This window comes from Mesobacillus maritimus, assembly GCF_023715205.1.
Classification (GTDB): Bacteria; Bacillota; Bacilli; order Bacillales; family Cytobacillaceae; genus Mesobacillus_B; species Mesobacillus_B maritimus_C.
The window spans coordinates 69,122-92,080 of the sequence record NZ_JAMBNR010000015.1; the positions used below are offsets into that span (position 1 = coordinate 69,122).

Sequence of the window (22,959 nt, forward strand, 5' to 3'; positions counted from 1 at the left end):
TACCAAGTTATTTTATTATCCTAGGATAACTTTCAAACGTAAAAGAGGGGATGAGATGAGAATGAAATTAGAGGATATTACAAGACAGATTAGCACTCCATTGGATGCGCCAGCATTTCCGCGCGGGCCATATCGATTTAATAACCGCGAATTCGTTAACATTTATTATCGAACAGATATTGAAGCCCTTAGAAAAATTGTTCCTGAACCACTTGAGATCGATGAGCCAATTGTAAAATTTGAAGTCATCAACATGCCAGATGTATCTGGACTAGGGTCTTATGTGGAATGTGGACAAGTCATTCCAGTTACATATAACGGGGAAAAAGGCGATTATATCCACTGCATGTATTTAGATAATTTTGGAGCAATTGCTTCAGGTCGTGAAATTGGCGCCTATCCAAAAAAGCTAGGGAAAGCGAATATGTTCGTAGATTCTGATACACTTGTCGGAACACTTGACTATGGTTCTTTACGGGTCGCAACAGCGACAATGGGGTATAAACATGTACCATTAGATGTTGAGGAGGCGCGCGAAGAAATCTGTAAGCCTTATTTTATGTTAAAACATTTACGTGGCCAGAATGGACAAGCACGTATTTGTGAATTAGTACGTGGAGAAATTAAAGATGTGACAATTAAAGGAGCATGGAAGTCCCCTGCTCGTTTGCAATTATTTGCCCATGTTCTAGCGCCATTGGCTGACTTACCAGTGCATGAGGTGGTTTATGCTTCGCATATTTTAACGGACTTAACTCTACCTCGTACACAAGTAGTCTATGACTACCTTGCAGCTGAAAACCAGCCTGAAAAAGATAAAGAACTTGTTACTCAAAAATAACAGAAATTTAGGGCCAGCAAAAAAAGAAGCATTTGTTGGTCCTACCAGCAAAACACCAGCCTAGAGCCGAAGGTACGAAAGAAGAGATACCTGGTATGAGTACTTTGTACAAGAACTAACAAATGGATTCTTCAAACTATCAAAAAAAGCCGATTCCCTCCATTTAAGAAATCAGCTTTTTCGTTATCATTTTAAAAAACTTTCTCACCGTTCCAATTCATCATGCCACCGACCATATTACGAACCTTGTATCCTTGTTCATGTAAGTAATGGCATACATGACCACTACGGTTTCCTGAGCGACAAATAAAAATATATTCTTTGTCTTTATCAAAGTGGTCTAGATGATCTGGAATCGTCCCCATACGGATATGTATAGCGCCGGGTATCATTCCCTCTGCTACCTCATCATCTTCTCTGACATCGATAAGATCCAACTGTTCGCCTGCTTCTAGTTTTGCTTGAAGTTCATCCGTTGTAATTTTTTCAATATGATCCACATTCTCAACCCCTTATTATCAATACAAACATTCCATTTCATTATACAAAATCTATTAGGATATGCAAAAAAGCCCGCTTATAAACACTTCTTATTTCACTATTTTCTAAAAAAGGTTCAACCTCAAATAGTTTACTGCAATTTCTACTAGATCTATTTTTATAAAAAACGTCTAGCATTCATTTCCAAGATGCTCTCTCTCAGCATTCAAAAAAAGATGGAGTCGCAAAAAGCAACTCCATCCTTCTCATTAAATTAATTCGCCACAATATTGACAAGCTTTCCTGGTACAGCTATCACTTTGCGAACAGTTTTTCCATCAATCTGTTCTTTTACAGAATCCGTACCCATCGCAATTTGTTCTAGCGTTTCTCTTGTCGCATCTGCTGGAACCTTCATTTTCGCCTTAATTTTACCGTTAATTTGAATCACGATTTCAATTTCATCATCGACTAATTTTGCTTCGTCATATGCTGGCCACGCTGCATAGCTGATTGTTTCTTTATGACCTAGCTTCTCCCATAGTTCTTCAGAGATATGCGGACAAATTGGCGCTAAAAGCTTTACAAAGCCTTCAACATAACTCTTAGGAAGAGCCTCTGCCTTATAGGCTTCATTTATAAATACCATCAGTTGAGAGATGGCTGTATTAAAACGAAGTCCTTCAAAGTCCTCAGTGACTTTTTTAACTGTTTGGTGATAAACCTTTTCTAAATCCCCAGCAGGGGCACCATCTTTAACTTTTGCACTAAGTTCTCCATTTTCTTCCACGAACAAACGCCAAATCCGGTCAAGGAAACGACGAGATCCATCTAACCCATTGGTTGACCAAGCAATGCTCGCATCAAGAGGTCCCATGAACATTTCATATAATCTTAACGTGTCTGCACCATGGCTATCCACAACGGAATCCGGGTTGACGACATTGCCTTTTGATTTACTCATTTTTTCGTTGTTTTCACCAAGTATCATTCCTTGGTTAAATAACTTTTGAAATGGTTCTTTTGTAGGAACAACACCAATATCGTAAAGGAATTTATGCCAGAAACGTGCGTATAGCAAGTGAAGCACGGCATGCTCAGCTCCACCGATATAAATATCAACTGGTAGCCACTCTTCTAGCTTTTTCGCATCAGCTAAGGCTTCTTCGTTTTTAGGGTCAATGTAGCGCAAGAAGTACCAGCAGCTACCCGCCCATTGTGGCATTGTGTTTGTTTCGCGACGACCTTTTTTCCCGGTTTCAGGGTCCACTACATTTACCCAGTCATCGATGTTCGCAAGTGGAGATTCACCAGTTCCCGACGGCTTGATTTCAGTAGTTTTCGGAAGGACAAGCGGCAGCTGATCTTCTGGAACAGCGGACATTGTACCATCTTCCCAATGAATAATTGGAATTGGCTCTCCCCAATAACGTTGGCGGCTAAATAGCCAATCGCGCAAACGGTACGTCACTTTCTTCGTTCCAATTTCTTTTTCTTCAAGCCAAGCAATCATTTTACTAATGGCTTCTTCTTTGTTCATTCCATTTAGGAACTCGGAGTTGACATGGTCTCCATCACCGGTATAAGCTTCTTCAGCAACGTTTCCACCAGCAACAACCTCTTTAATTTCCAAATCGAATTTTTTCGCAAACTCATAGTCACGCTCATCATGTGCTGGAACAGCCATGATGGCACCAGTTCCATAGCTCATTAATACATAATCCGCAATCCAGATTGGCATTTTAGCCCCATTAACTGGATTAATTGCGTAAGCACCTGTGAATACACCAGTTTTATCTTTCGCAAGATCCGTACGCTCTAAATCACTTTTGCTTTTAATTTGTTCTAGATAGCTTTCCACAGCTTCACGCTGATCAGCTGAAGTAATCTGGTCAACAAGCGGATGCTCTGGAGCTAGTACAGCATAAGTTGCTCCAAACAATGTATCAGGACGAGTTGTAAAGACCGTAAATGTACCGTCATGTCCTTCAATATCAAACGTTACTTCCGCTCCTTCTGAACGGCCAATCCAATGGCGTTGCATATCTTTAATGCTTTCAGGCCAATCCAGTTCTTCAAGATCCTCAAGCAAACGATCCGCATAGGCAGTGATTTTCAGCATCCACTGTCGCATTGGACGGCGTTCAACCGGATGGCCACCGCGCTCACTCTTTCCATCGATGACTTCTTCATTTGCCAATACGGTTCCCAAAGCTGGACACCAGTTCACCGCAACCTCATCAATATAAGCAAGCCCTTTTTCGTAAAGCTTTAAGAAAATCCATTGTGTCCACTTATAATAAGAAGGGTCGGTTGTGTTTACTTCCCGGTCCCAATCATATGAAAATCCTAATGCCTTAATTTGGCGACGGAAGTTATCAATATTATGCTTTGTAAACTCTGCAGGATCATTTCCTGTATCAAGTGCATATTGCTCCGCAGGAAGTCCGAAAGCGTCCCAACCCATGGGATGCAACACATTGTATCCTTGCATTCTTTTCATTCTAGAAAGAATATCAGTCGCTGTATATCCTTCTGGATGTCCTACATGTAGCCCTGCTCCAGATGGATATGGGAACATATCCAGCGCATAAAATTTTCTTTTCCCTTCGTCTTCCGTTGTTTTAAACGATTTATTTTCTTCCCAATACTTTTGCCACTTTTTTTCAATTTCATGATGTTCAAAGCTCATGTTTCTTACCTCCTGATTTACCGTTAAAATATCCAGCTATCTTTTATGTGAGCTTCTAAAATAAGGCTCAGCTAACCTAATTTGATTTATGCTACCTTTAATAACACGAAAATCAATTAGATTTTTTAGAGTTAAAAATAAAAAAACTCCCGTCCCTATAAAAAGGGACGAGAGGATATGTATAGATTCTCCCGCGGTACCACCCACATTAGTGACAAGTCACTCGCTTCATTCATCCTTAACGCGGAAAACGGCCAGCCTTACTATTAGTTCACACCAGCGACTAAAAGGCGAGTTCATGATGAGTCAGACTGACTTGCACCTACCGTCAGCTCTCTTCCTGTCAGACTTACACCACTACTACTCCTTCATTAACGTCCATCTTTATGAAAGTAAATCTATTGTAAACAATTTATGCATGAGATGCAAGCAGTAGTTCTATTGGCCTGCGTCCATTTCACTTTAATAATCTCCATTATTCTATGCAACCAAATAATAGCTGTGACTTTCCCATTATAACCAATTCACAGAAAAATAAAAATCTATTTTGAATTTATTTTTACCGATTTTATTATTTATTGAAAATTAGCCGATTTCACTTTCATTGTTTACATAGTTTATAGTAGTATTATTTTAATTAAATATTCTGAATAGACAATCGTAAATTGACTAATTTCACTTAAATCACGCTTTTTTTATCCTTTAATAACTAGGGAGAGATAAATAATGAAAGTAACTCTTTTTGCAACCTGCTTAGTGGATATGTTTCAAAGTGATGTCGGCAAAGCCACGGTTGAATTGCTAGAGCGCTTAGGTTGTGAGATAGATTTCCCACAAACACAAGTTTGTTGCGGACAACCAGCTTATAATAGCGGCTATGTCAAAGAATCGAAGGATGCAATGAAAAAAATGATCGGTACCTTTGAACATGCGGAGTATATCGTTTGTCCTTCAGGTTCATGCGCTTATATGTTTCATGAGTACCAACATGTGTTTAAAGGAGATCCAATATGGGAACCAAAAGCAAAAAAGCTTGCGGCCAAAACCTATGAACTCACCCAATTTATTATTGAAGTTTTAAAGGTTGAGAATGTCGGCGCATGTTTAGAAGGAAAAGCAACCTACCACACTTCCTGCCATATGACTAGATTATTAGGCGTCCAGAAAGCTCCTATGACTCTCTTAAGCAAAGTAAAAGGTTTAGAGTTTGTAGAGCTACCAGGTAAAGAACAATGCTGCGGATTTGGTGGAACCTTTTCTGTCAAGATGGCGCAAATATCGGAGCAAATGGTTGACGAAAAAGTGCGACATGTGGAAGAAACCGATGCGGAGTACGTAATTGGAGCTGATGCAGGCTGTTTGATGAATATCGGCGGACGAATCAATCGTCAAGGTAAGCCGATCAAAGTGATGCATATTGCTGAAATTTTGAATAGTCGTTAAATCGTATAATCTAGTAAGCCATTACCTTTTTAGAATGGAGGCGATTTTCGATGCCAATGAAAATCGGCAATGAACGTTTCGGTGAGCGCGTCGAAAAAGGCATTAATAATTCTTTCATGCGAGGCGCAGTTGCAGGAGCTCAGGACAACATCGGTGCACGCCGCTTGAACGCGATCGAGGAACTAGGGAATTGGGAAGAATGGCGTTCCCATGGCGAAGAAATCCGCCAACATGTTCTCGAACATTTAGATTACTATTTGGAACAATTGAGTGACAATGTTGCAAAACGAGGTGGAAATGTTTTCTTTGCAGAAACTGCTGAAGAAGCAAATGAGTATATAAAAGAAGTTGTACAAAGTAAAAACGCTCAAAAAGTTGTAAAGTCGAAATCAATGGTGACGGAAGAAATCAATTTAAATGCGAGCCTTGAGGAAGTTGGCTGCCAAGTGATTGAAACAGACCTTGGGGAATACATTCTCCAAGTCGATGATCATGACCCACCATCCCATATTGTCGCACCCGCTTTACATAAAAATAAGGAACAAGTTCGCGACGTTTTCACTAAAAAACTTGGCTACAAAAAGTCAGCTGATCCAACCGAACTTGCATGGCATGCCCGTGAAATGTTGCGACAAGATTATTTAACAGCAGATGTTGGCATTACTGGCTGTAATTTCGCAGTGGCTGAAACAGGTTCCTTCGCACTAGTGACAAATGAAGGAAATGCCGATCTCGTTACCTCACTACCAAAGACACAAATTACGGTCATGGGGATGGAAAGATTGGTTCCAACCTTTGAAGAATTAGAAGTCCTTGTCAGCATGTTAACAAGAAGCGCTGTCGGCCAAAAGCTACCTAGTTACGTGACCGTACTAACCGGACCACGGGAAGAATTGGATGTAGATGGCCCTGAGGATTTTCATCTGGTAATCGTTGATAACGGGCGTTCAAAGATTCTTGGGACAGAGTTCCAATCGGTTCTCCAATGTATCCGCTGTGCGGCTTGTGTCAATGCCTGTCCTGTATACCGTCATGTAGGTGGTCATTCTTATGGTTCGATTTACTCCGGACCAATTGGTGCGGTGCTCTCTCCTCTCCTTGGTGGGTATGAGGATTACAAAGAGTTGCCTTATGCCTCGACCCTTTGCGGTGCTTGTTCTGAAGTTTGTCCGGTAAAAATCCCATTACACGAATTATTGCATAAACACCGTCAGGTTATTGTTGAAAAAGAAGGCAAAGCTCCTGTTTCTGAAAAATTGCTGATGAAAGCTTTTGGTCTGGGTGCTGCCTCACCAACTCTATATAAGTGGGGTTCAAAAATTGCTCCGACAGCAATGAACCCATTTACAAGTGAAGATAAAATTACCAAAGGACCTGGACCGCTAAAAGCATGGACAGAAGTTAGAGATTTCCCAGCTCCTAATAAAGAAAGATTTAGAGATTGGTTTAAGAACCGAGAGAAAGGCGGAGGTACTTCATGGCCGGAGCCATCCAAAACCGAGAAGCATTTTTAAATAATATTGCCAATAACCTTGGTCGTGACCGACTCACAACACCCGTCAATAGACCGACTTGGAAACATAACCCTCAAGACGAGGTTTTAAAAGGAGCGTCACAGGATGACCTTGTCCAAGTATTAACTGATCATTGTGAAAAAATTCATACAACAGTCATTAACACGACAAAATCCAATTTAGGGTCTACATTAAATGGAGCGGTCCAGAATTATGGTGGCGGGCCTGTGGTCACTTGGAAAGATGACCGTTTCGCGGAGTGGGGGTTAAAAGAGTTATTTACCAATGAGTGGGCAAAGCAAGAGATTGATTATCATGAGTGGGATTTCAACTCAGCGAGTACCAATATCAACTATGCAGAAAAAGCGAACATTGGAATTACAATAAGTGAATACACTTTAGCTGAATCGGCAACTGTTGTCATGCTTAGTAGCAAAGACCACGGCCGTACTGTTAACTTTCTTCCTAAAACCTATATAGCCCTAGTACCTAAAAGCAGCATCGTGCCTCGCATGACACAAGCAGCAAAAAAGCTGCGTGAAAGACATTTAAATGGAAAATCACTTCCTGCATGTATCAATTTCATTTCCGGTCCAAGTAATTCTGCTGACATTGAATTGCAACTTGTTGTCGGAGTACATGGTCCATTCAAGGCAACTTACATCATTATTGACGACCTCTAAGAAAAAGAGAAGATTTTCGTTAACGATGGAAACCACTCCCTAGAAGCATAAGCTAGTTTTGAACTTTACTATAGGCTGCTTTTCGTAAAGTTTATCGTTAAAATCCTAAGGTTGATGTTAACGACATTGCAGTCATTTCATATATTTAAAATTAGTATGCAAATTTCTCACAAAATGCTGCTATTTTTTGAATAACCTAGCTTTTAAGTGTTTTTTGTTCAAGAGCAACAAAGTTTGAGCAAAGAGCCTTGCTATAAGATAAGATAAGATAAGATAAGATAAGATAAGATAAGATAAGATAAGATAAGATAAGATAAAGCCAAAACAAAGAGCGGATAAAAGCATCCTAGTTAGGTTCTTTTACCCGCTCTTATTCTATAACTTTATTTCCCAGTTTCTGGAGTATAGGTCTGCAGCATTGCTTGTTTCTTTAAACTACGGTCATAAATTGCAGTTGTAAAAATGGCAACAATGATTAAGATGATTAGGACGGTAAATAAAGCCGTCATTCCGTACAAATCAACCATAATTCCGCCTAATAATGGCCCAATCATTCTCCCTCCGGTAGCGGTACTATTCACGATTCCTTGGTAGAAACCCTCTCGTCCTTTTGGAGCTAATGCGTCTGCAATCGTTGGTACTGCTGGCCATACAAGCATTTCACCGATTGTAAGAATAATCATTGCTGTAAAAAACCCAGAGAATTGCTCTGCTCCTGCAAGAACAATAAACGAGCCCATGAAAATGACCATACCAATTTGAATTTGAAGTTTCAAATTATTTTCAAACACCCGAATCAAACGATTTAAAATCGGCTGCCCAAGTACAATAAGGGCACCGTTTACTGTCCATAAAAGACTGTATTGTTTAAGAGGAATCCCTAACTCTACTGTGTAAGCAGACACCGTTGCGGACCACTGTGAGTATCCAACCCAACAAAGTAAATAACCCGCACATAATATCAATAATGCATAAAGTTTACTATGATTTCTAACAGCACCATTTTCCTGGATGACAGTTGTATGCGCCCGTGTATTCACTTGAATTCCACGGTAACCAAAAACGGCGATTAATAAAAACACCGCATAAAGTAGTGCATTGGCTAAAAAGATCAGGCCAAAAGAGTAGGCTGCAACAAAACCACCAAGTGCAGATCCAATGGCGACACCTAGGTTTTGTGCTACATATATGGCATTAAATGCTTTTCTTCCACCTTCTTTCCAAACCGTTCCAGCCATTGCAAAAATGGAAGGGAAGACAATTCCCGAACCGAAGCCGACAATGATTAAGAAAATTATATAATGTGGCCAACCGTTCCAAATCGTAAGACCAAATAAGGCCATAATCGTAATCCCAATTCCAAGTAAAATAGATTTATAGCCACCTAGCTTATCAAATAATGTTCCACCGATTAAATTACCAGCTACTGTTGCTGCTGAATTGAGCATGAGGACAAACCCTGCAACCGTCAATGATTTTCCGAGATTTTCGTGAATATAGATTGTATTTAAAGGCCATAAAAAAGAAGAGCCTGTTGCATTTACCGCCATCCCAATTACTAGCAGCCATAAGGCTCTAGGCATTGTCATAACTCCTATCTATAAAAATAATTAAGTTTCAATAACCTAAGTAATTTTAGGGGTTTTAGTCAAAACATGCAATAGAAAAATCCACAATCAAAATAGTGAAATAAATGCAAAAAATGGTCCCTAGACTCGATCTCAAATTACTAAATGAACGTTGTGAATCGTTTTTATCTGTAATGCTTGACACCGGAAAAACTCCTGTTTAAACTAAAGAAAACACTGCACAAATTCCTATTTGCACAGTGTTTTCGTTCGAAATTTTTTATCTCTTTATTTTGGCTGTTGTGCTGGGAAATAGTCGTTTGTCGCTAAATCCTTCTTTTTGAAGTTATCTACTTCTTCGTACACAGCCTTTTTTACTTTCTCAATCTCTTTATCTAATTCCTCTATATTTACGCCTTTTTTCACTAGTTCTTCTGTTGCAAGTTTAATTGCAGCAAAGGATTCTTCAGAAGACATTTTTAATGTGTCCATCGCTCCTTGCGGATTATGGAAACCTGCCGCACTCTCTGCAGCTACGATATCCCAGAACCATTGCCCCTTACGTACATGTTCTTGAGCTGCTTTAATTTTATTCTCACTAACACCTGACGTAATCATTTTGTTGACATAGTAATGGGAAGTGATTGAAACATCTTCTGCTTTATGCAATGCTTCCATATGTGTTTCTTGAATATCCATAACACGTTCTTCTAACTCGTCTAAATCGCGGTTACTGTGGCATGTCGCACAAGACTGTTCCATTGTTTTCAGTGGTGATTGCCAATGGTGAGAAGAAATTTTCTTCTTGCCATCTGCACGTTCGTACGGCATATGACAGTCCGAACAAGTAACGCCAGCTTCACCGTGTGGTCCAGTCATATGGGTTTCAAAGTCTGGATGCTGAGCCTTCAGAATTGGTGTCCCAGAAACGTTGTGGATCCAGTCCTGATTAAAACCATTTTCTTTTGCCACTGTTTCATAGTACTCATACATATCTTCTGGTTTGAAGCCATTATCCCATGGGTATGTTACTTCACTATTATCTGCAGCGAAGTAATATTCTACGTGACATTGACCACAAACGTAGTTTCTCATATCATTTTTCGTTGGATTAGACATGTCGATACCTTGCGCTTCCATCCCTTTAATAAAGCTGGGACGAGTTACACGTAGATCCATCGTTTCTGGATCATGGCAGTCCGAACAACCAATTGGTGAGTGTCCCATTGATTCAGCTTTTGGCCAGATCTCTTCATTGAAATTGCCACCCCAATAATCATCGCCCATTTCTTCAATCATATGTGGGACAGCTGTTGATTTACAAGTTAAACATGAACCAACAGATTTATCTGTAATACGGGCAATTTCCCGGACATCTTCAAGCGCATAGATATGTCCGCGATCTTCGTTATACTCTGTCGCAAATCCATACCCATTAAATAGAATCGGTAAATATGGTTCCTTATCATGATCAAATTTAGATCGTTTTTCTGAACCACTGTATTTGGTGTCTTCCATTTCTTCATTTTTCAAGTAGCTGTCATATTGTAGAGGAAAGAGATCTTTAAAAGCTTCATTGCTGATTTCATCCGCACTAAGCCCGGTTTTCGCTTCATTTGCAGCAGTCTCTTCTTTTGCGCCACATCCGGATAGGATTAGCATGACAGCGACTAGGAGCAAAGATGCCCATTTTAGTTTCCTAGCCATTATTCATTGTACCTCCCTTGTTTTCTAAAAGCTCCCCTGATTTTGCTGGTTTAAAATAATCTTCTGTTTTAAAGTCATTGCCGTGGGGAATAGCTTGGTGACAGCTAGAGCAGCTATCTTTTGCATCATGCGAAACATTGTCCAACGTACTTTGGTGACAATCAATACAGTTTTGATTGACCACTTCTTGGGTATTCTCAGTCGGATGTAGAACCTGTGGAATCTTATCTTCACCAAGCGTATTGTAGTAAACATGGCCAATCCCTGCCTTGGCTTTGTTTGTATACTTATTGATCAAAGTATCATGTGGTAAATGACAATCACTACAAGACAATTCCGCGTGAGTAGAGTTGGCAAAGGAATCATGAACATTGTTCATAATATGACAACTGCCACAAAACTCGGGCGAATCCGTATAAGCTAGACCTTTTACGGTGACGACTGATAAAATGATCCCGGTAAAAACCCCAATAAATAAAAGCATTCGCTTATCCATCGATAAGAACTTTCTTATGCCTCTTTTAAACATCACTTTCACCTCCCCAATCCTTTAATATCTATTTAAAGCACAAATGTGCTTTAAACCATGGTTAGGATGAAACTTTCTCTGTAATTAGTTCAATTAAACGATCCTTCGTTGTTGGTCCAGTAAAACGTTCAACAACAATTCCCTCTTTATTAATAATGAGTGTGTCTGGCTGACCAATGACACTGTACTCATTAGAGGTCTCTTCCTTCGTATCCAATAGATATAGTAGCTTTGAATTATTTTCCTTAATGTATTTTTCCATTCTCATTTTCGACTCGCCCTTAGCAATAATAATGAGTTGAGCATCTTTATATTCTTCTCCAAACGCTTCCAACTCTGGGGCTTCATCGATACAAGGTTGACACCATGTGGCGAAAAAGTTCAACACCACTATTTGCCCTTTAAAATCGGATAAACGGTAGACTTGTCCATTTATATCTTTCAACTCAAACTCAATTGCTTTGTCCCCGGGGTTAGCGGAGACTTTGCCACTTAGACCACTCATAAGAAAGCCTATAACCCCGATCGCAGCAGCAATGACGAAAATCGGTACAATCTTCTTGACCATCCTCTTCACCTGCTTTTTATATTTCTTGATTCCATTCCTCTAATTGCTTAATTTCCTTTTCAATTTGCTTTTGGCGCTTTCCTAAAATCATCATGTATCCTGCAATCAAAGCAAAGATTACTGAATAACCCATTAATAAATATGTCATTTTGTTTCCTCCTAAGTCTTTTTCTTGTTTTTGAACTTTCCATTGTTCACGGATAGAGGGACGCTGAACTGCTTCTTGCCCAGCTCCGCTTTTTTTTAACTAGCAATTTTATTGATTATGTTGGTTTTTGCTTTTTTGATTACCTCTCGCATTTTTTCAATTTGGGCGCCTTTTCTTAATAAGAAGACGTATAGAACCGTGATGGTAAAGATGCTAAAGAACATTGTAGCTAACATCTCGGGTTCCATTCCTCCTCCTGTTTGGTCTTTTCCTTCGCCAAATACGACAGGGTGAAGCTTTGTATTCCACCAACGAGTAGCCATGAAAACGATTGGTACATTGATGACTCCAATAATCCCAAACACGGACGACAGCTTCGCAATTTTCTCCCATGAACCTTCCATTTTTCTGACAAACAAATAAGCTACATAAATGAACCAAAGAATTAAGGTAGTGATCAGTCTTGGTTCCCATGTCCACCAGGTATTCCAGCTAGCTCTTCCCCAAATCATCCCTGTTAAAAGTGCTAATGTTGTAAACAAAACGCCTATTTCGGCAGAAATCCCTGCATATATAAATCGTTCCATCTTGGGTTTAATAAGAGTTAAGACACTATAAAATCCAACAACGCAAAAGGCTAAAAAGGCAACCCAAGCAGACCCAACATGGAAATAAAAGATTTTTTGAACATCGCCCATCACTTTTTCTACAGGTGACCAAACAAAAATTAAGTATAAGTTAATCAAAAAGGCAGGTACTAGAATATAAAACAAGACGCGATCAATCGGACCGGAGTTGTTAATCTTTATCATCATGAGCCCTCCATAATAAATTCAAATAATAATAAACATGCAGCAAAAAATAATAAATCGTAGGCAGACATCAATTGCAACCAAGAAACTGCATTTTCAAGGTTTTCATTTTCAAGTGCCGCCCTCATTGCCTGAACAGCTGCAATCATTAATGGACTAAGCAGCGGGAGCAATAATACCGGTAACAGCATCTCACTATTTTTCGCATTAGCCGATAGCGCTGATAAGAAAGTTCCTACGATAATAAATCCCAAAGTCCCCGCAAAAAGAATCAAGATAAACCAAAAATATGAACCAGTAAATCGGTAATTAAACAAGATAAAAAGTACTGGGATACTAATGATTTGGACCAAGGTCACAATGGTAAAATTGGCAAGCACTTTCCCAAGATATATGCTAGTTGCATCAATGGGCCCTGAACGTAAACCCGTTAAACAGTCGTTTTCTAATTCTGAAGTAAATGAGCGATTTAATCCAAGAATACCTGCAAATATGGTAATAACCCAGACAAGACCTGGAATGACTGCCTTTACGGCATTATTAGTTGGATCAAATGCAAAGCTAAAGACAAGAATCACTAGAACTGCGAATATAGCCATCATGCTAAATGTTTGTTTCGTTTTAAATTCATTCCTTAAATCTTTAGCTGCAATCGTAAGTGCATCAGTTAGGATTGTGATCAACCTCCCATCACCACCTTGTCGTACCATTCCTTCATCTCATTGAGACTCATCTTTCCATCTAACTGTATCGTGTCTACAATTACTCCCTTTTTTAGAATAGCAACACGGTCAGCTAGCGTATGAACTTGTTCAAAGTCATGAGAAATAATAAGAATGGATTTCCCATTTTTCTGTTTTTCTTTTATGATTTTATTTAGTAAAGCAACGGCTTCTTGATCAAGACCCGTATGCGGTTCATCCAGCATCAATATATTCGGTTCAGCTAGGAGCACCCGTGCAATCGCCAATCTTTGTATCATTCCTCTTGAGAAAGACCGAATCGGAACGTCACGGAAAAGATAGAGACCGACTTCTTTTAGAAGATTCATAGATTTATGCTCCAAATCACTTACTTTGTATAGCTTTCCATAAAACTTTAAGTTCTCAAATGGAGTTAAGTTGCTGTATAAGAACGATTCATGTCCCAAAAAGCCAATCTTTTTCTTTACTGCCACTGATTTCTTCTTAATGATTTCACCATCGAGAATGATTTCGCCCCCACTAGGTTGCAACAAGCCAACTGTACATTTAAAAAATGTACTCTTTCCGGCGCCGTTCGGACCAACTACTGCTAGAGTTTCCCCTTCTCCCAGTGAAAGACTGATATTTCGAAGGATCAACTTGTTTCCGAGAACCTTCGTAACATTTTTTAGTTCGAGCATAGTCTCCAACTCTTTCATATCGTAAATTGTTGTAAATCATAAACCGTTCGATCCAAATGCCTCTTAAACTCGTTTCTTTTTTGTGTATATTGTTGCGATGAAATTCTATGTTCTTCGTAACTTCTTGTTAACTCTTCGATTTGATCTTCAATCACCTTTTTTTTCATTAAAAGGTGCTTAAACGCTTCCTCTTCTTCATCTGGTTTCTCCTCTTTGACGCGCTTTTTTTTCAAATAAACGGCCATGATTGTCAATAGTGTCAAAATAAATAATGTATAATGTGGATTTAACTGTTGAAGACCAGGCGTACTAAACCATAACCGAATGATCCATTCGGGGTGATATGCGGGAAGACCACTCATGATGATCTCCCTTTCTTCTTCCTAAGTTTTTGCAACTCGCGGAGCAATTCTAATTCAGCTTCTTCCGCTTGCGAAACATTATTATTGGTTTCCCTTTTTGGTTTGCCTTCTTGCTTGACCAACTCTGTAGCAATCATTTGATATTGTTCTTTCAACTGAAGAAAATCTTTCTCTTTGATTTTTTTCATCAAATAATCCATTTCAAGTTCATTGACTGCACTATAGACGGAATCAAGAGTGAGAGTACTTTCCCAAGAATCCGTTTCACTTGATCTACCCTCGTTTCTGGAAAAAAAAGGAGACACAACGAAATAGAAACAGGTGAGAATGATCGCAGATCCAACGATTAAATAAATAAAGTCCATTGTCTCAACTCCTTTGTCTTCTCTTTCAGAAGAGTCACTCGGTAATATTAAGGCTCAATCAATTTCTATGATAGCGATGCCTGCATTTCTATTTGCCATGGAATTATCACTTACCTTCCATTTTTAGCTGTTTTAGAACCTTAAAAATGCTTCATCCGTTCTTCTTCAAAAAGTTTTTCAGCAATTTCTTTTTCTGTCTCAGACTCCCATTTCACTTCCGCTATATCAAAAGTGTCCGTTGCCTTCCCTTTAACCTTCCTAAGCCAAACTCCGACAATGGCAATTCCAGAAGCTAGTCCAACAAATGGCATTCCCCAAGCGATCCATCCACTTTTATCTGTAGCTGGGGTTCTTAAAGCAGCTTGTCCATATTCATTGACATACGATTGAATAATCTCTTCTTCAGACATGCCTCCGTTGAGCATTTCAATTACTTCATCGTAATATACTTTTTGGATGCTGCATGTCGAAAACTCATGGTCGGCATGACCTTGCATATCAAGTTGTTTAATCACATTTTTAAATTCCTGAGAATTTACCGTAAACGCAGATGTCCCTCCTGGTAAAATCATTAAGATGATTAAGCCTGCAAGTAAAATTTTCTTCCGCACTTTTATCACCTTCCTGCCCTAAATGCTTTCAGCAAGCCAGTTGAGTTCGTTCTTCCACCAATCAAGGCAATTGCTGTACCAAAGACCATTATGCCTCCACCAATCCAAATCCAACTGACAAATGGATTCACCTTCACTTGTAAGGTTATTTTTTCGCTATTTTCCCAAGAGCTTAATACCACATATAAATCCTCTTTCCAGTTGGTCTTTATCGCTACCTCAGTAGAAGGCTCTGGCCATGTTTCATAAAATATTTTTTCTGGATTAATTGAACCAACGTTTTTTCCGTTATAATCAACTTTTAAATCGGCTGTTACAATGCCATTTCCATTCTCTGTTTGTTCTGTTAATCCGTTAAAGGTTAATACATAATCACCGATAGCAATATTTTCACCGCGTTCAACTGTTTTTAAAATATCTTCTGGGTATGCATGCGAAGAAATAACTCCGATAGCAATTAGTGCAATACCGATATGAACTATATAACCACCATATCTTCTTTGATTTTTTCTCGTTAACTTATAAATGGCTTTCGCTATATTTTCTTTTGTAGCTTTCATCCGCGCTCGGGTTCCTTGGAGGAACTCTTGCACATGAGTGGCAAACATGAACACTGTTGAGGCTAAACCAATAATTGCAAAGGTCCCTTTTACCCCAACTACTACAAGAATAATTGCTGCTAAGACCCCAACAGCAAATGGCCAAATTGCATTTTTTAAGAAACGGTCAACTGTTGCTTTTTGCCAAGCAATTAGCGGACAAACAGCCATTAACAATAGAAGTAATAAAAGAATTGGAGCCATTACCGAGTTAAAATAAGGTGCTCCTACATTTATTTTTGTTCCTTTTAATGATTCTGAAATCAACGGATACATCGTTCCCCAAAATACCGCGAATGCTCCAGCAACTAATATCAAGTTATTTAATAAAAATGAACTTTCTTTTGAAAAATAAGATTCTATTGGAATGCTTTCTTTTTTAATTAGTTGATATCTTGAGATGACAATATAAATGGAGAATAGCATCATAAACGCCATGAATATAAGGAAATAGGTACCGAGAGGGCCACTTCCAAATGCATGTACGCTTGTTAACACTCCACTTCGAACTAAGAAGGTTCCAAACAGTGTTAATAAATAGGACAAGATTACTAAACTAATATTCCATGTTTTTAACATTCCTTTTCGCTCTTGAATCATGACAGAATGCAAGAAAGCGGAAACGGTTAACCATGGAAGAAAGCTCGCATTTTCAACAGGATCCCACGCCCAGTAACCTCCCCATCCTAATTCAAGGTAGGCCCACCATCCGCCAATCATGTTTCCTAGTGTTAAGAACAACCAAGCTGTGATTGTCCATCTTCTCGTCAGTTTAATCCATTCTGCATCCATTCTTCTTAAAATCAAAGCACCAATTGCAAACGCAAACGGGACAGCAAGACCGACATATCCGAGATACAGTGTAACCGGATGAAGAATCATCCCTGGATGCTGTAACATTGGGTTTAATCCCTTTCCATCTGCTGGGATCGTTTCTGTCATTGCAAACGGATTTCCTCCTAAAATCATGACGACAAAGAAGAAAAGAATATTTAAAGATAAAATACTAGAAACATATGGCATCATTGAATTTTGTTTTTCTTTTGAAAAAACTAGCATTGCTGTGTAAACACTTAGTAGGACTGTCCATAATAAAAGGGACCCTGCATTCCCAGCCCAAAAGGCGGTAAGCTTGTACACCATTGGAAGGTTATGACTTGTATAGGCTGCAACATACTCAAATTGAAACTGACTTGTTCCCAATAGGTAGAGCAGCAAAAACGAAGCAATCAAGGAGACAAACAAAAGGGACAAAACTCCTCCTCGCGCACTTTCAATCCATTTATTATTCTGTTTTCTTATTCCAATTACATTGGCAATAATGGTATAGGCTGCAATCACTATACCGAGGTATAATGTGATGTTCCCAATTAAGTACATGCGGATAACCACCAATCTGTTTTATTCCTGTGCGTCTTTATAAATCTCTTTATGCATTTCGCTATCGTAATTTTCCATATCTTCGCCTTCATATTTTGAAGGACATTTGGTCATCACTTTTTCTGCTTCGAAAACACCATTCTTACTAATAAACCCTTCGACAATGACAATGACATCTTCTGTGAAGTTATCAGGTTGAACCCCTTTGTAAACAACTGGGAGTTTGGTTTCATTTTCATCGTAGATTTCGAACTGCAACTCGATTTTATCCGCATTCCATTGAACAGTTTCTTTATTTAATAAACCTTCTGTCATGATATAATCGCCATCATATTTCTCTGCATTTGCCATAACATCAGAGATTGTCAATTCTTTACTTCCAGCACTTGGCATTGATGCAAAAGTCATAATTATGATTGCCGCCGCCATCAGCGACAAAGCAGTGATAATTTTTTGGTTTTTCGACATCTTACTTCTCTCCCCCTACTTTTTTTAACAGTTCGATATACTCTTGTTCTGTGATCGTTCCATCGACAAGCAAGGCTCTTAATTTCGCTTTTTTAATGTTTAATGCTGATTCCTTCCTAATGCCTTTTTCGTTGCTTTTCTTCGAACGCTTTCTTAAGAAAACTAGTAAAACTGCCGCAATCACAATGGAAACGCCGCCAATAACCGTCACAATCATCCAAACTGGAATTTTTTCATTATTTGTTGCAGTAACACCGTGATTAGAGGTTCCACCGACCATGTCATTCATTACTTCTTCCGTCGTTCTTTCTTCTGCACGATCATATTCGAGCTTAATGTTTTTTTCTTCACCTGGTTTGACTCCATTTGACATGTACATAAACATATTCATGTTGTAACTATTCTTTTGGTGGGATTCAGCTTCGGGCTCTAACTTCATACTCTCAGTATTAAGCGGCTCCACAAAAATCAAATTCAACATACCTATGTCTGTGTAACTTTTAAAACTATACTCGAGGGTGTTTGTTTTTTCCCCTTCATGAATACTGTTTGTATAGTATTCGATCACAAATCGATAAAGCTCTTGAGGTTGGATATCCTCTGTTGTTGTCCATGTGATTGTGCCTTTTTTTTGGTCAAGTTCGTACTCAATTTCATTCATCTCTGTTAAATCACTTGAATAATCTGCTACAAAGCCAATCCTGAAATTTTCCTCTTCCATTGGGAGGGGGATTTCTATTTGACCCCTCTGTGGTTGTTCGCTATTGTTTATCAACGCACCATGATAACCGACAAGTAATGGCAATTTATTTTTTCCAGTATCCTCTGGATGGTATGCAAATTCAGGCATTACCTGAATCGTCAACTCTTCCATTTGAAGTGGATTTTGGTTTTCCTCCGCAGCAACTGAATGAGTCAACAAAATGAATAATGTGAAAATCAACGGCCATACAAAAGCCTTTTTCAACATGTCCAATACTTCCTTTCTTGATAGAACTTTGTGACGATTACGTGAATATTTTCACAAACAAATCGATTATTTTCGCAAAAAACTTGTTCCCAAGGGAAAAACACTAAAAAGGGAACAAGATTTTTTGACTTTTTCTACATATGAACGATTCCTGGTAATATCTTCACTATTATTTAACCCGTTTCGACTATCTACTAGCTGTGACGATTATCACGAAATAATTTCTCAGATTTAACCGTTTTGTGAACAGAAATAATGGAAGAAAAATGGATGGTGCCAGGCACCATCCATTTTTCTTCCATTTGTGTTAACGTTTAGCGCGATTGTTCCGGTTCTGGGTGGAATTTCGATTTGACTGGTTGGCCTCCGGATTTTTCATATTTCTTTTTTGCTTCTTTAATCAAATCCCGGTCGGAACCAAATTCCATGTCTTGGTTGTTTACCCCATTGCGCGTTTTTTGCTCTGGGTTGTTTTGTTTTGAACGTTTTTTCATGATTCTTCCCCTCCCTTTAATGGTCGAGCAAAATCATATTATTTTGTACTTGTTGAAGTTGAAGGCGCATGCGATGCAATTGTTCACGTTGCTGTCCATTACAGCTTAGCGCAAGCTTAGCAATATCATTATAAGCCTGTTCGATCTGGAGCATGCTTTCCGTAAACGAAACATCCTCATAATGTTCTTGCATACTGGCCTTGTTAAACTGTTCTTGGGCATTTCTGATTGCATCTTCACATTGCTGGAGATGTTCCTCGACAGATTGTCTTGTCGCCAATGAAAGCCCCTCCTTTATCGTTAAAACGCAAATTGGAACAACCATTTGAAGCAGGAACTGCTTCCCTTTTATTTTGTTCATATTAACGCTTCCTATCACAATTCCTTGTTGTATTTTGCTTCCATTCTTTTAATGACAATTGGATAAGCTCTTTCTTCGTGTTACAATTCCTTTTGTGAACGATAGAAATAGATGGAGGTTACACCACTTGAGTCAATTAAATCCGTTTTCATATGCTACCGATAATAAACGGTATCACACATGGAACTATCATTTGCGCCAACAATTTGGTCATAAAGTGTTCAAAGTAGCTCTCGATGGCGGCTTTGACTGTCCAAACCGTGACGGTACAGTCGCACATGGAGGTTGTACATTTTGTAGCGCCTCAGGATCAGGTGATTCTGCCGGCAACCGGGCAGAAGATTTAGAAATTCAATTCTTAAAAATAAAAAACAAAATGCATACAAAGTGGAAAGATGGCAAATATATGGCCTACTTTCAAGCCTTCACCAATACTCATGCACCAGTTGATGTATTACGCGAAAAGTATGAATCTGTCTTAAAACAAGAAGGTGTTGTCGGATTATCAATTGCGACTAGACCCGATTGTTTACCAGATGATGTTGTTGATTACCTAGCCGAATTGAATGAACGGACATACCTTTGGGTTGAACTTGGATTGCAAACTGTACACCAATCAACTGCCGATTTAATCAACCGGGCACATGATTACCAAACCTATATTGAAGGTGTAAACAAACTTCGTAAACATAACATTCGGATTTGCACCCATGTGATTAACGGCCTACCACTGGAAACACCCGAAATGATGATGGAAACTGTTCGCGAGGTAACTAAACTAGATGTTCAAGGAATAAAAATCCACTTATTGCATTTACTAAAAGGAACTCCGATGATAAAGCAATATGAGAAAGGTTTACTTGAATTCTTAAGCTTCGATGAGTACGTAAACTTAGTGTGTGATCAGCTTGAAATCTTGCCTCCTGAAATGATTATTCATAGGATTACCGGAGATGGTCCGATTGATTTAATGGTCGGACCGATGTGGAGTGTCAATAAATGGGAAGTGCTCAATTCGATTGATGCCGAACTGAAAAGACGCAATAGTTGGCAAGGCAAATATTACGCGAAAGAAATGGAAGGGATTGTAAAATGAAATTAGAGCGAATCCTTCCGTTTGCAAAAACCCTGTTACAAAAAGCAGTCAGTCCTGGCGATATTGCCATTGACGCCACTGTTGGAAATGGACATGATACCCTATTCCTGGCTGATCTTGTAGGTCCAACTGGGAAAGTATTCGGATTTGATATCCAACAGCAAGCCCTTGTCGCCTGTAAAGAGAAGTTAACCAACCAACAGTTAGACGACCGTGTTACATTATTTCTACAGGGCCATGAAGAAGTAAGGAATTGTATTCCTGCCGAATCACAGGGGAAAGTATCTGGAGCAATCTTTAATCTTGGTTACTTACCTGGTGGAGATAAAAGCATCGTAACTAAACCAGATACAACCATTGTTGCAATTGAAGAAATTCTTGATATGCTTCGTCCAGAAGGAATTATCGTATTGGTCATTTATCATGGTCATTCAGAAGGTCAAATAGAACGTGACCGGTTGTTATCTTATGTGGAAAATTTGGACCAAAATCAAGCACATGTACTAAAATATCAGTTTCTAAATCAAAAAAATCATGCACCCTTTATTATTGCGATTGAAAAACGCGCTTAAAAAAATGCTCAGTGAGACCTAGTCAGCACTGAGCATTTTTTGTTAGAGCCTGTTTCTTAAAAAATCAAACAAACGTAGCACTTGTATTTAGACTATAAACAGGCAACAATCATTTGAAAATCACGACAAATTGTTTTTAATAGGCTTTTTTCGTAAAGTTTGTTGTTAAAATCCTAAGGCTGATTTTAACGCTTAATAAGCTTTTCTCTTTTAATAAAAGTTTCCATTCAAACATTATGTTCCAAAAGACTTTTGTAAAGCACGGTAAGCTCGTCCATTTAAATAAAAGAACCAACTAATAGGTCCTCCACTTTTGATCATTTCTTTCGCTAACTTTTTCACTTTTGCTTGACGGCGAACTTTTTCATCGGAGAGATAAACACCCAATAAGCCACGATTAATCAGCTGATGAAATCGGCGATGTGGTAATTCTGCAGTATGCTGATCCGCGTTTATTAGAAAATGACGCATTCGCTTAAATAGTGCTTCTTCACTTTCATAATAAAAGCAGAAGTTCAAATCTCCTTCCTTTTTATCCTCTTCTTGGTCAATAAAATAATCTAATAAAATATGTAGACCTTGGATGTAAGGAAAATAACCATTTCTGATACTGTCCGCAAACTCTGGTCGAAAATCATCTCTTAATGCATAAGCAACTAAACAAAAGACTCCTAATGTTGAACCCGTACAAGCCGAAAATTCGTACCATTGCATTTCTGGTTCGGGCAAATGGTCTTTATGACCATCGAACCAACTTTTTAAGCGTGGCACTCTTTCTTCTTGTTCAACATGCTTATGAATTTGTAAATCACAGTAAAACCGACAAAGTTCATATAAGTAGTCCGAAATAAGTGGATAATTCTCGAGCTCTTGTAGTTCTTCACGACAAGTTAAGACGAGTGCGTTTAAATATCCACCATCATCCTCGCCTGGTCGTTCACGATAATACTGACGGAGCTCTCCCTCAATCGTTAAAGCGTCTACCATCGATTCATGTAATGCGGCAAAATCACGTGGATCAAGCGAAACACTTCGATCACAAAGATTATCTAAATAATCACTGATTGTCTGATAAGCAACAATAAAACGAATTGCTTTTGGATAATTCTCCATCGCAATCAAACTCATAATTGAACCACCTTCACAATGAAAGGTTTTTGATTCTATGCTAGCTAACGCTTGGTTGCGCAATTCATCACTTGGAATTTTCTCAGCTTTTTGTTTCCAATAATGAAGCTCTTTATGAACCTGTGGCATAACCTTCCGATACACTTTATACATTAAACTTATCGGCATTTGTGGAATTGACATG

Annotated in this window: 25 protein-coding genes and 1 other annotated feature; of the genes, 6 read left to right on the forward strand and 19 right to left on the reverse strand. The window is 38.8% G+C overall.

The features are described from left to right. The first annotated feature begins 55 nt into the window (after positions 1-55). Positions 56-841, forward strand: a complete 786-nt coding sequence (locus tag M3182_RS19630; RefSeq protein ID WP_251431847.1) for an acetoacetate decarboxylase — start codon at positions 56-58, stop codon at positions 839-841. 191 nt (positions 842-1,032) lie between these two features. Here M3182_RS19630 and M3182_RS19635 read toward each other — a convergent pair whose 3' ends face one another. Both M3182_RS19635 and leuS read right to left on the reverse strand, forming a co-directional pair. Next, positions 1,033-1,341 (reverse strand): rhodanese-like domain-containing protein, encoded by a 309-nt coding sequence (locus tag M3182_RS19635; protein ID WP_251431850.1) that lies wholly within the window; start codon positions 1,339-1,341, stop codon positions 1,033-1,035. A 254-nt stretch (positions 1,342-1,595) separates the two neighbouring features. Then, positions 1,596-4,013, reverse strand: coding sequence for a leucine--tRNA ligase (leuS, locus tag M3182_RS19640; protein ID WP_251431854.1), 2,418 nt, complete (start codon positions 4,011-4,013; stop codon positions 1,596-1,598). 160 nt (positions 4,014-4,173) lie between these two features. Beyond that, positions 4,174-4,397: a binding site (T-box leader), on the reverse strand. Positions 4,398-4,739: 342 nt separating this feature from the next. On the opposite strand from leuS, the gene M3182_RS19645 reads away from it, so the two are divergent. From M3182_RS19645 to M3182_RS19655, 3 genes are read left to right on the forward strand one after another with little or no spacing between them, the layout of a single operon-like run. After that, entirely contained in the window at positions 4,740-5,456 is a 717-nt protein-coding gene (locus M3182_RS19645; protein ID WP_251431857.1) for a (Fe-S)-binding protein, read from the forward strand. A 50-nt stretch (positions 5,457-5,506) separates the two neighbouring features. Then, positions 5,507-6,970 (forward strand): LutB/LldF family L-lactate oxidation iron-sulfur protein, encoded by a 1,464-nt coding sequence (locus M3182_RS19650; RefSeq protein ID WP_251559722.1) that lies wholly within the window; start codon positions 5,507-5,509, stop codon positions 6,968-6,970. Next, positions 6,934-7,653 carry a LutC/YkgG family protein gene (locus M3182_RS19655; protein WP_251559724.1) on the forward strand — a complete coding sequence of 240 codons (720 nt, stop codon included), beginning with the start codon at positions 6,934-6,936 and terminating at the stop codon, positions 7,651-7,653. Before M3182_RS19650 ends, M3182_RS19655 begins: the two co-directional genes overlap by 37 nt. Positions 7,654-8,036: 383 nt before the next feature. On the opposite strand, the gene M3182_RS19660 is transcribed toward M3182_RS19655, so the two are convergent. From M3182_RS19660 to M3182_RS19735, 16 genes are all read right to left on the reverse strand, one after another. Further along, complete coding sequence (locus tag M3182_RS19660) at positions 8,037-9,236, reverse strand: MDR family MFS transporter (protein WP_251431866.1); 1,200 nt, start codon at positions 9,234-9,236, stop codon at positions 8,037-8,039. A gap of 273 nt (positions 9,237-9,509) precedes the next feature. Then, complete coding sequence (locus M3182_RS19665) at positions 9,510-10,928, reverse strand: ammonia-forming cytochrome c nitrite reductase subunit c552 (RefSeq protein WP_251431869.1); 1,419 nt, start codon at positions 10,926-10,928, stop codon at positions 9,510-9,512. Continuing rightward, positions 10,921-11,457: a cytochrome c3 family protein gene (locus M3182_RS19670; RefSeq protein WP_251431872.1), complete on the reverse strand. Its 537-nt coding sequence runs from the start codon at positions 11,455-11,457 to the stop codon at positions 10,921-10,923. The genes M3182_RS19665 and M3182_RS19670 overlap by 8 nt, the downstream gene beginning before the upstream one ends. Before the next feature lie 61 nt (positions 11,458-11,518). Further along, the gene (locus tag M3182_RS19675; protein WP_251431875.1) at positions 11,519-12,025 is read right to left on the reverse strand and encodes a TlpA family protein disulfide reductase; all 507 of its coding nucleotides are present in this window, start codon (positions 12,023-12,025) and stop codon (positions 11,519-11,521) included. Positions 12,026-12,041: 16 nt separating this feature from the next. Next, positions 12,042-12,173 carry a CcmD family protein gene (locus M3182_RS19680; RefSeq protein ID WP_251431878.1) on the reverse strand — a complete coding sequence of 44 codons (132 nt, stop codon included), beginning with the start codon at positions 12,171-12,173 and terminating at the stop codon, positions 12,042-12,044. Positions 12,174-12,268: 95 nt separating this feature from the next. Then, positions 12,269-12,988 carry a cytochrome c biogenesis protein gene (locus M3182_RS19685; RefSeq protein ID WP_251431881.1) on the reverse strand — a complete coding sequence of 240 codons (720 nt, stop codon included), beginning with the start codon at positions 12,986-12,988 and terminating at the stop codon, positions 12,269-12,271. Then, a complete protein-coding gene (locus M3182_RS19690) occupies positions 12,985-13,668 on the reverse strand; it encodes a heme exporter protein CcmB (RefSeq protein ID WP_251431884.1) in 684 nt (227 codons plus the stop codon). Before M3182_RS19690 ends, M3182_RS19685 begins: the two co-directional genes overlap by 4 nt. After that, positions 13,665-14,369: a heme ABC exporter ATP-binding protein CcmA gene (gene ccmA, locus M3182_RS19695; RefSeq protein ID WP_251431887.1), complete on the reverse strand. Its 705-nt coding sequence runs from the start codon at positions 14,367-14,369 to the stop codon at positions 13,665-13,667. Before ccmA ends, M3182_RS19690 begins: the two co-directional genes overlap by 4 nt. A 14-nt stretch (positions 14,370-14,383) precedes the next feature. Then, complete coding sequence (locus tag M3182_RS19700) at positions 14,384-14,731, reverse strand: hypothetical protein (RefSeq protein ID WP_251559726.1); 348 nt, start codon at positions 14,729-14,731, stop codon at positions 14,384-14,386. Then, positions 14,728-15,096 carry a hypothetical protein gene (locus M3182_RS19705; protein ID WP_251559728.1) on the reverse strand — a complete coding sequence of 123 codons (369 nt, stop codon included), beginning with the start codon at positions 15,094-15,096 and terminating at the stop codon, positions 14,728-14,730. The genes M3182_RS19700 and M3182_RS19705 overlap by 4 nt, the downstream gene beginning before the upstream one ends. Before the next feature lie 140 nt (positions 15,097-15,236). Beyond that, a complete protein-coding gene (locus M3182_RS19710; RefSeq protein ID WP_251431895.1) occupies positions 15,237-15,707 on the reverse strand; it encodes a cytochrome c-type biogenesis protein CcmH in 471 nt (156 codons plus the stop codon). Positions 15,708-15,712: 5 nt separating this feature from the next. Next, positions 15,713-17,686 carry a heme lyase CcmF/NrfE family subunit gene (locus M3182_RS19715; RefSeq protein WP_251559730.1) on the reverse strand — a complete coding sequence of 658 codons (1,974 nt, stop codon included), beginning with the start codon at positions 17,684-17,686 and terminating at the stop codon, positions 15,713-15,715. A 21-nt stretch (positions 17,687-17,707) separates the two neighbouring features. Further along, positions 17,708-18,154, reverse strand: a complete 447-nt coding sequence (locus M3182_RS19720; RefSeq protein WP_251559731.1) for a cytochrome c maturation protein CcmE — start codon at positions 18,152-18,154, stop codon at positions 17,708-17,710. 1 nt (position 18,155) lies between these two features. Further along, a complete protein-coding gene (locus tag M3182_RS19725) occupies positions 18,156-19,124 on the reverse strand; it encodes a hypothetical protein (RefSeq protein WP_251559733.1) in 969 nt (322 codons plus the stop codon). A 314-nt stretch (positions 19,125-19,438) separates the two neighbouring features. Further along, the gene (locus tag M3182_RS19730; protein WP_251431906.1) at positions 19,439-19,618 is read right to left on the reverse strand and encodes a glycogen biosynthesis protein GlgD; all 180 of its coding nucleotides are present in this window, start codon (positions 19,616-19,618) and stop codon (positions 19,439-19,441) included. 16 nt (positions 19,619-19,634) lie between these two features. Then, entirely contained in the window at positions 19,635-19,898 is a 264-nt protein-coding gene (locus tag M3182_RS19735) for a YtzC family protein (protein WP_251432029.1), read from the reverse strand. 208 nt (positions 19,899-20,106) lie between these two features. On the opposite strand from M3182_RS19735, the gene mnmL reads away from it, so the two are divergent. Together mnmL and mnmM are read left to right on the forward strand one after the other, a co-directional pair. Next, positions 20,107-21,075: a tRNA modification radical SAM protein MnmL/YtqA gene (mnmL, locus tag M3182_RS19740; protein WP_251559734.1), complete on the forward strand. Its 969-nt coding sequence runs from the start codon at positions 20,107-20,109 to the stop codon at positions 21,073-21,075. Then, on the forward strand, positions 21,072-21,647 hold the full coding sequence (mnmM, locus tag M3182_RS19745) for a tRNA 5-(aminomethyl)-2-thiouridylate-methyltransferase MnmM (protein WP_251431912.1): 576 nt from the start codon (positions 21,072-21,074) through the stop codon (positions 21,645-21,647). The genes mnmL and mnmM overlap by 4 nt, the downstream gene beginning before the upstream one ends. Positions 21,648-21,881: 234 nt before the next feature. On the opposite strand, the gene M3182_RS19750 is transcribed toward mnmM, so the two are convergent. Beyond that, positions 21,882-22,958, reverse strand: coding sequence for a tetraprenyl-beta-curcumene synthase family protein (locus tag M3182_RS19750; protein WP_251431915.1), 1,077 nt, complete (start codon positions 22,956-22,958; stop codon positions 21,882-21,884). Between the last annotated feature and the right edge of the window lies 1 nt (position 22,959).

What these genes read in the sequence shown, in the direction of transcription:
- M3182_RS19630 (WP_251431847.1), top strand. Translation starts at nt 56, where the DNA reads ATGAGAATGAAATTAGAGGATATTACAAGACAGATTAGCACTCCATTG.
- leuS (WP_251431854.1), bottom strand. Translation starts at nt 4,013, where the DNA reads ATGAGCTTTGAACATCATGAAATTGAAAAAAAGTGGCAAAAGTATTGG.
- M3182_RS19645 (WP_251431857.1), top strand. Translation starts at nt 4,740, where the DNA reads ATGAAAGTAACTCTTTTTGCAACCTGCTTAGTGGATATGTTTCAAAGT.
- M3182_RS19650 (WP_251559722.1), top strand. Translation starts at nt 5,507, where the DNA reads ATGCCAATGAAAATCGGCAATGAACGTTTCGGTGAGCGCGTCGAAAAA.
- M3182_RS19655 (WP_251559724.1), top strand. Translation starts at nt 6,934, where the DNA reads ATGGCCGGAGCCATCCAAAACCGAGAAGCATTTTTAAATAATATTGCC.
- M3182_RS19660 (WP_251431866.1), bottom strand. Translation starts at nt 9,236, where the DNA reads ATGCCTAGAGCCTTATGGCTGCTAGTAATTGGGATGGCGGTAAATGCA.
- M3182_RS19665 (WP_251431869.1), bottom strand. Translation starts at nt 10,928, where the DNA reads ATGGCTAGGAAACTAAAATGGGCATCTTTGCTCCTAGTCGCTGTCATG.
- M3182_RS19670 (WP_251431872.1), bottom strand. Translation starts at nt 11,457, where the DNA reads ATGTTTAAAAGAGGCATAAGAAAGTTCTTATCGATGGATAAGCGAATG.
- M3182_RS19675 (WP_251431875.1), bottom strand. Translation starts at nt 12,025, where the DNA reads ATGGTCAAGAAGATTGTACCGATTTTCGTCATTGCTGCTGCGATCGGG.
- M3182_RS19680 (WP_251431878.1), bottom strand. Translation starts at nt 12,173, where the DNA reads ATGACATATTTATTAATGGGTTATTCAGTAATCTTTGCTTTGATTGCA.
- M3182_RS19685 (WP_251431881.1), bottom strand. Translation starts at nt 12,988, where the DNA reads ATGATGATAAAGATTAACAACTCCGGTCCGATTGATCGCGTCTTGTTT.
- ccmA (WP_251431887.1), bottom strand. Translation starts at nt 14,369, where the DNA reads ATGCTCGAACTAAAAAATGTTACGAAGGTTCTCGGAAACAAGTTGATC.
- M3182_RS19700 (WP_251559726.1), bottom strand. Translation starts at nt 14,731, where the DNA reads ATGAGTGGTCTTCCCGCATATCACCCCGAATGGATCATTCGGTTATGG.
- M3182_RS19705 (WP_251559728.1), bottom strand. Translation starts at nt 15,096, where the DNA reads ATGGACTTTATTTATTTAATCGTTGGATCTGCGATCATTCTCACCTGT.
- M3182_RS19715 (WP_251559730.1), bottom strand. Translation starts at nt 17,686, where the DNA reads ATGTACTTAATTGGGAACATCACATTATACCTCGGTATAGTGATTGCA.
- M3182_RS19720 (WP_251559731.1), bottom strand. Translation starts at nt 18,154, where the DNA reads ATGTCGAAAAACCAAAAAATTATCACTGCTTTGTCGCTGATGGCGGCG.
- M3182_RS19725 (WP_251559733.1), bottom strand. Translation starts at nt 19,124, where the DNA reads ATGTTGAAAAAGGCTTTTGTATGGCCGTTGATTTTCACATTATTCATT.
- M3182_RS19730 (WP_251431906.1), bottom strand. Translation starts at nt 19,618, where the DNA reads ATGAAAAAACGTTCAAAACAAAACAACCCAGAGCAAAAAACGCGCAAT.
- mnmM (WP_251431912.1), top strand. Translation starts at nt 21,072, where the DNA reads ATGAAATTAGAGCGAATCCTTCCGTTTGCAAAAACCCTGTTACAAAAA.
- M3182_RS19750 (WP_251431915.1), bottom strand. Translation starts at nt 22,958, where the DNA reads ATGTCAATTCCACAAATGCCGATAAGTTTAATGTATAAAGTGTATCGG.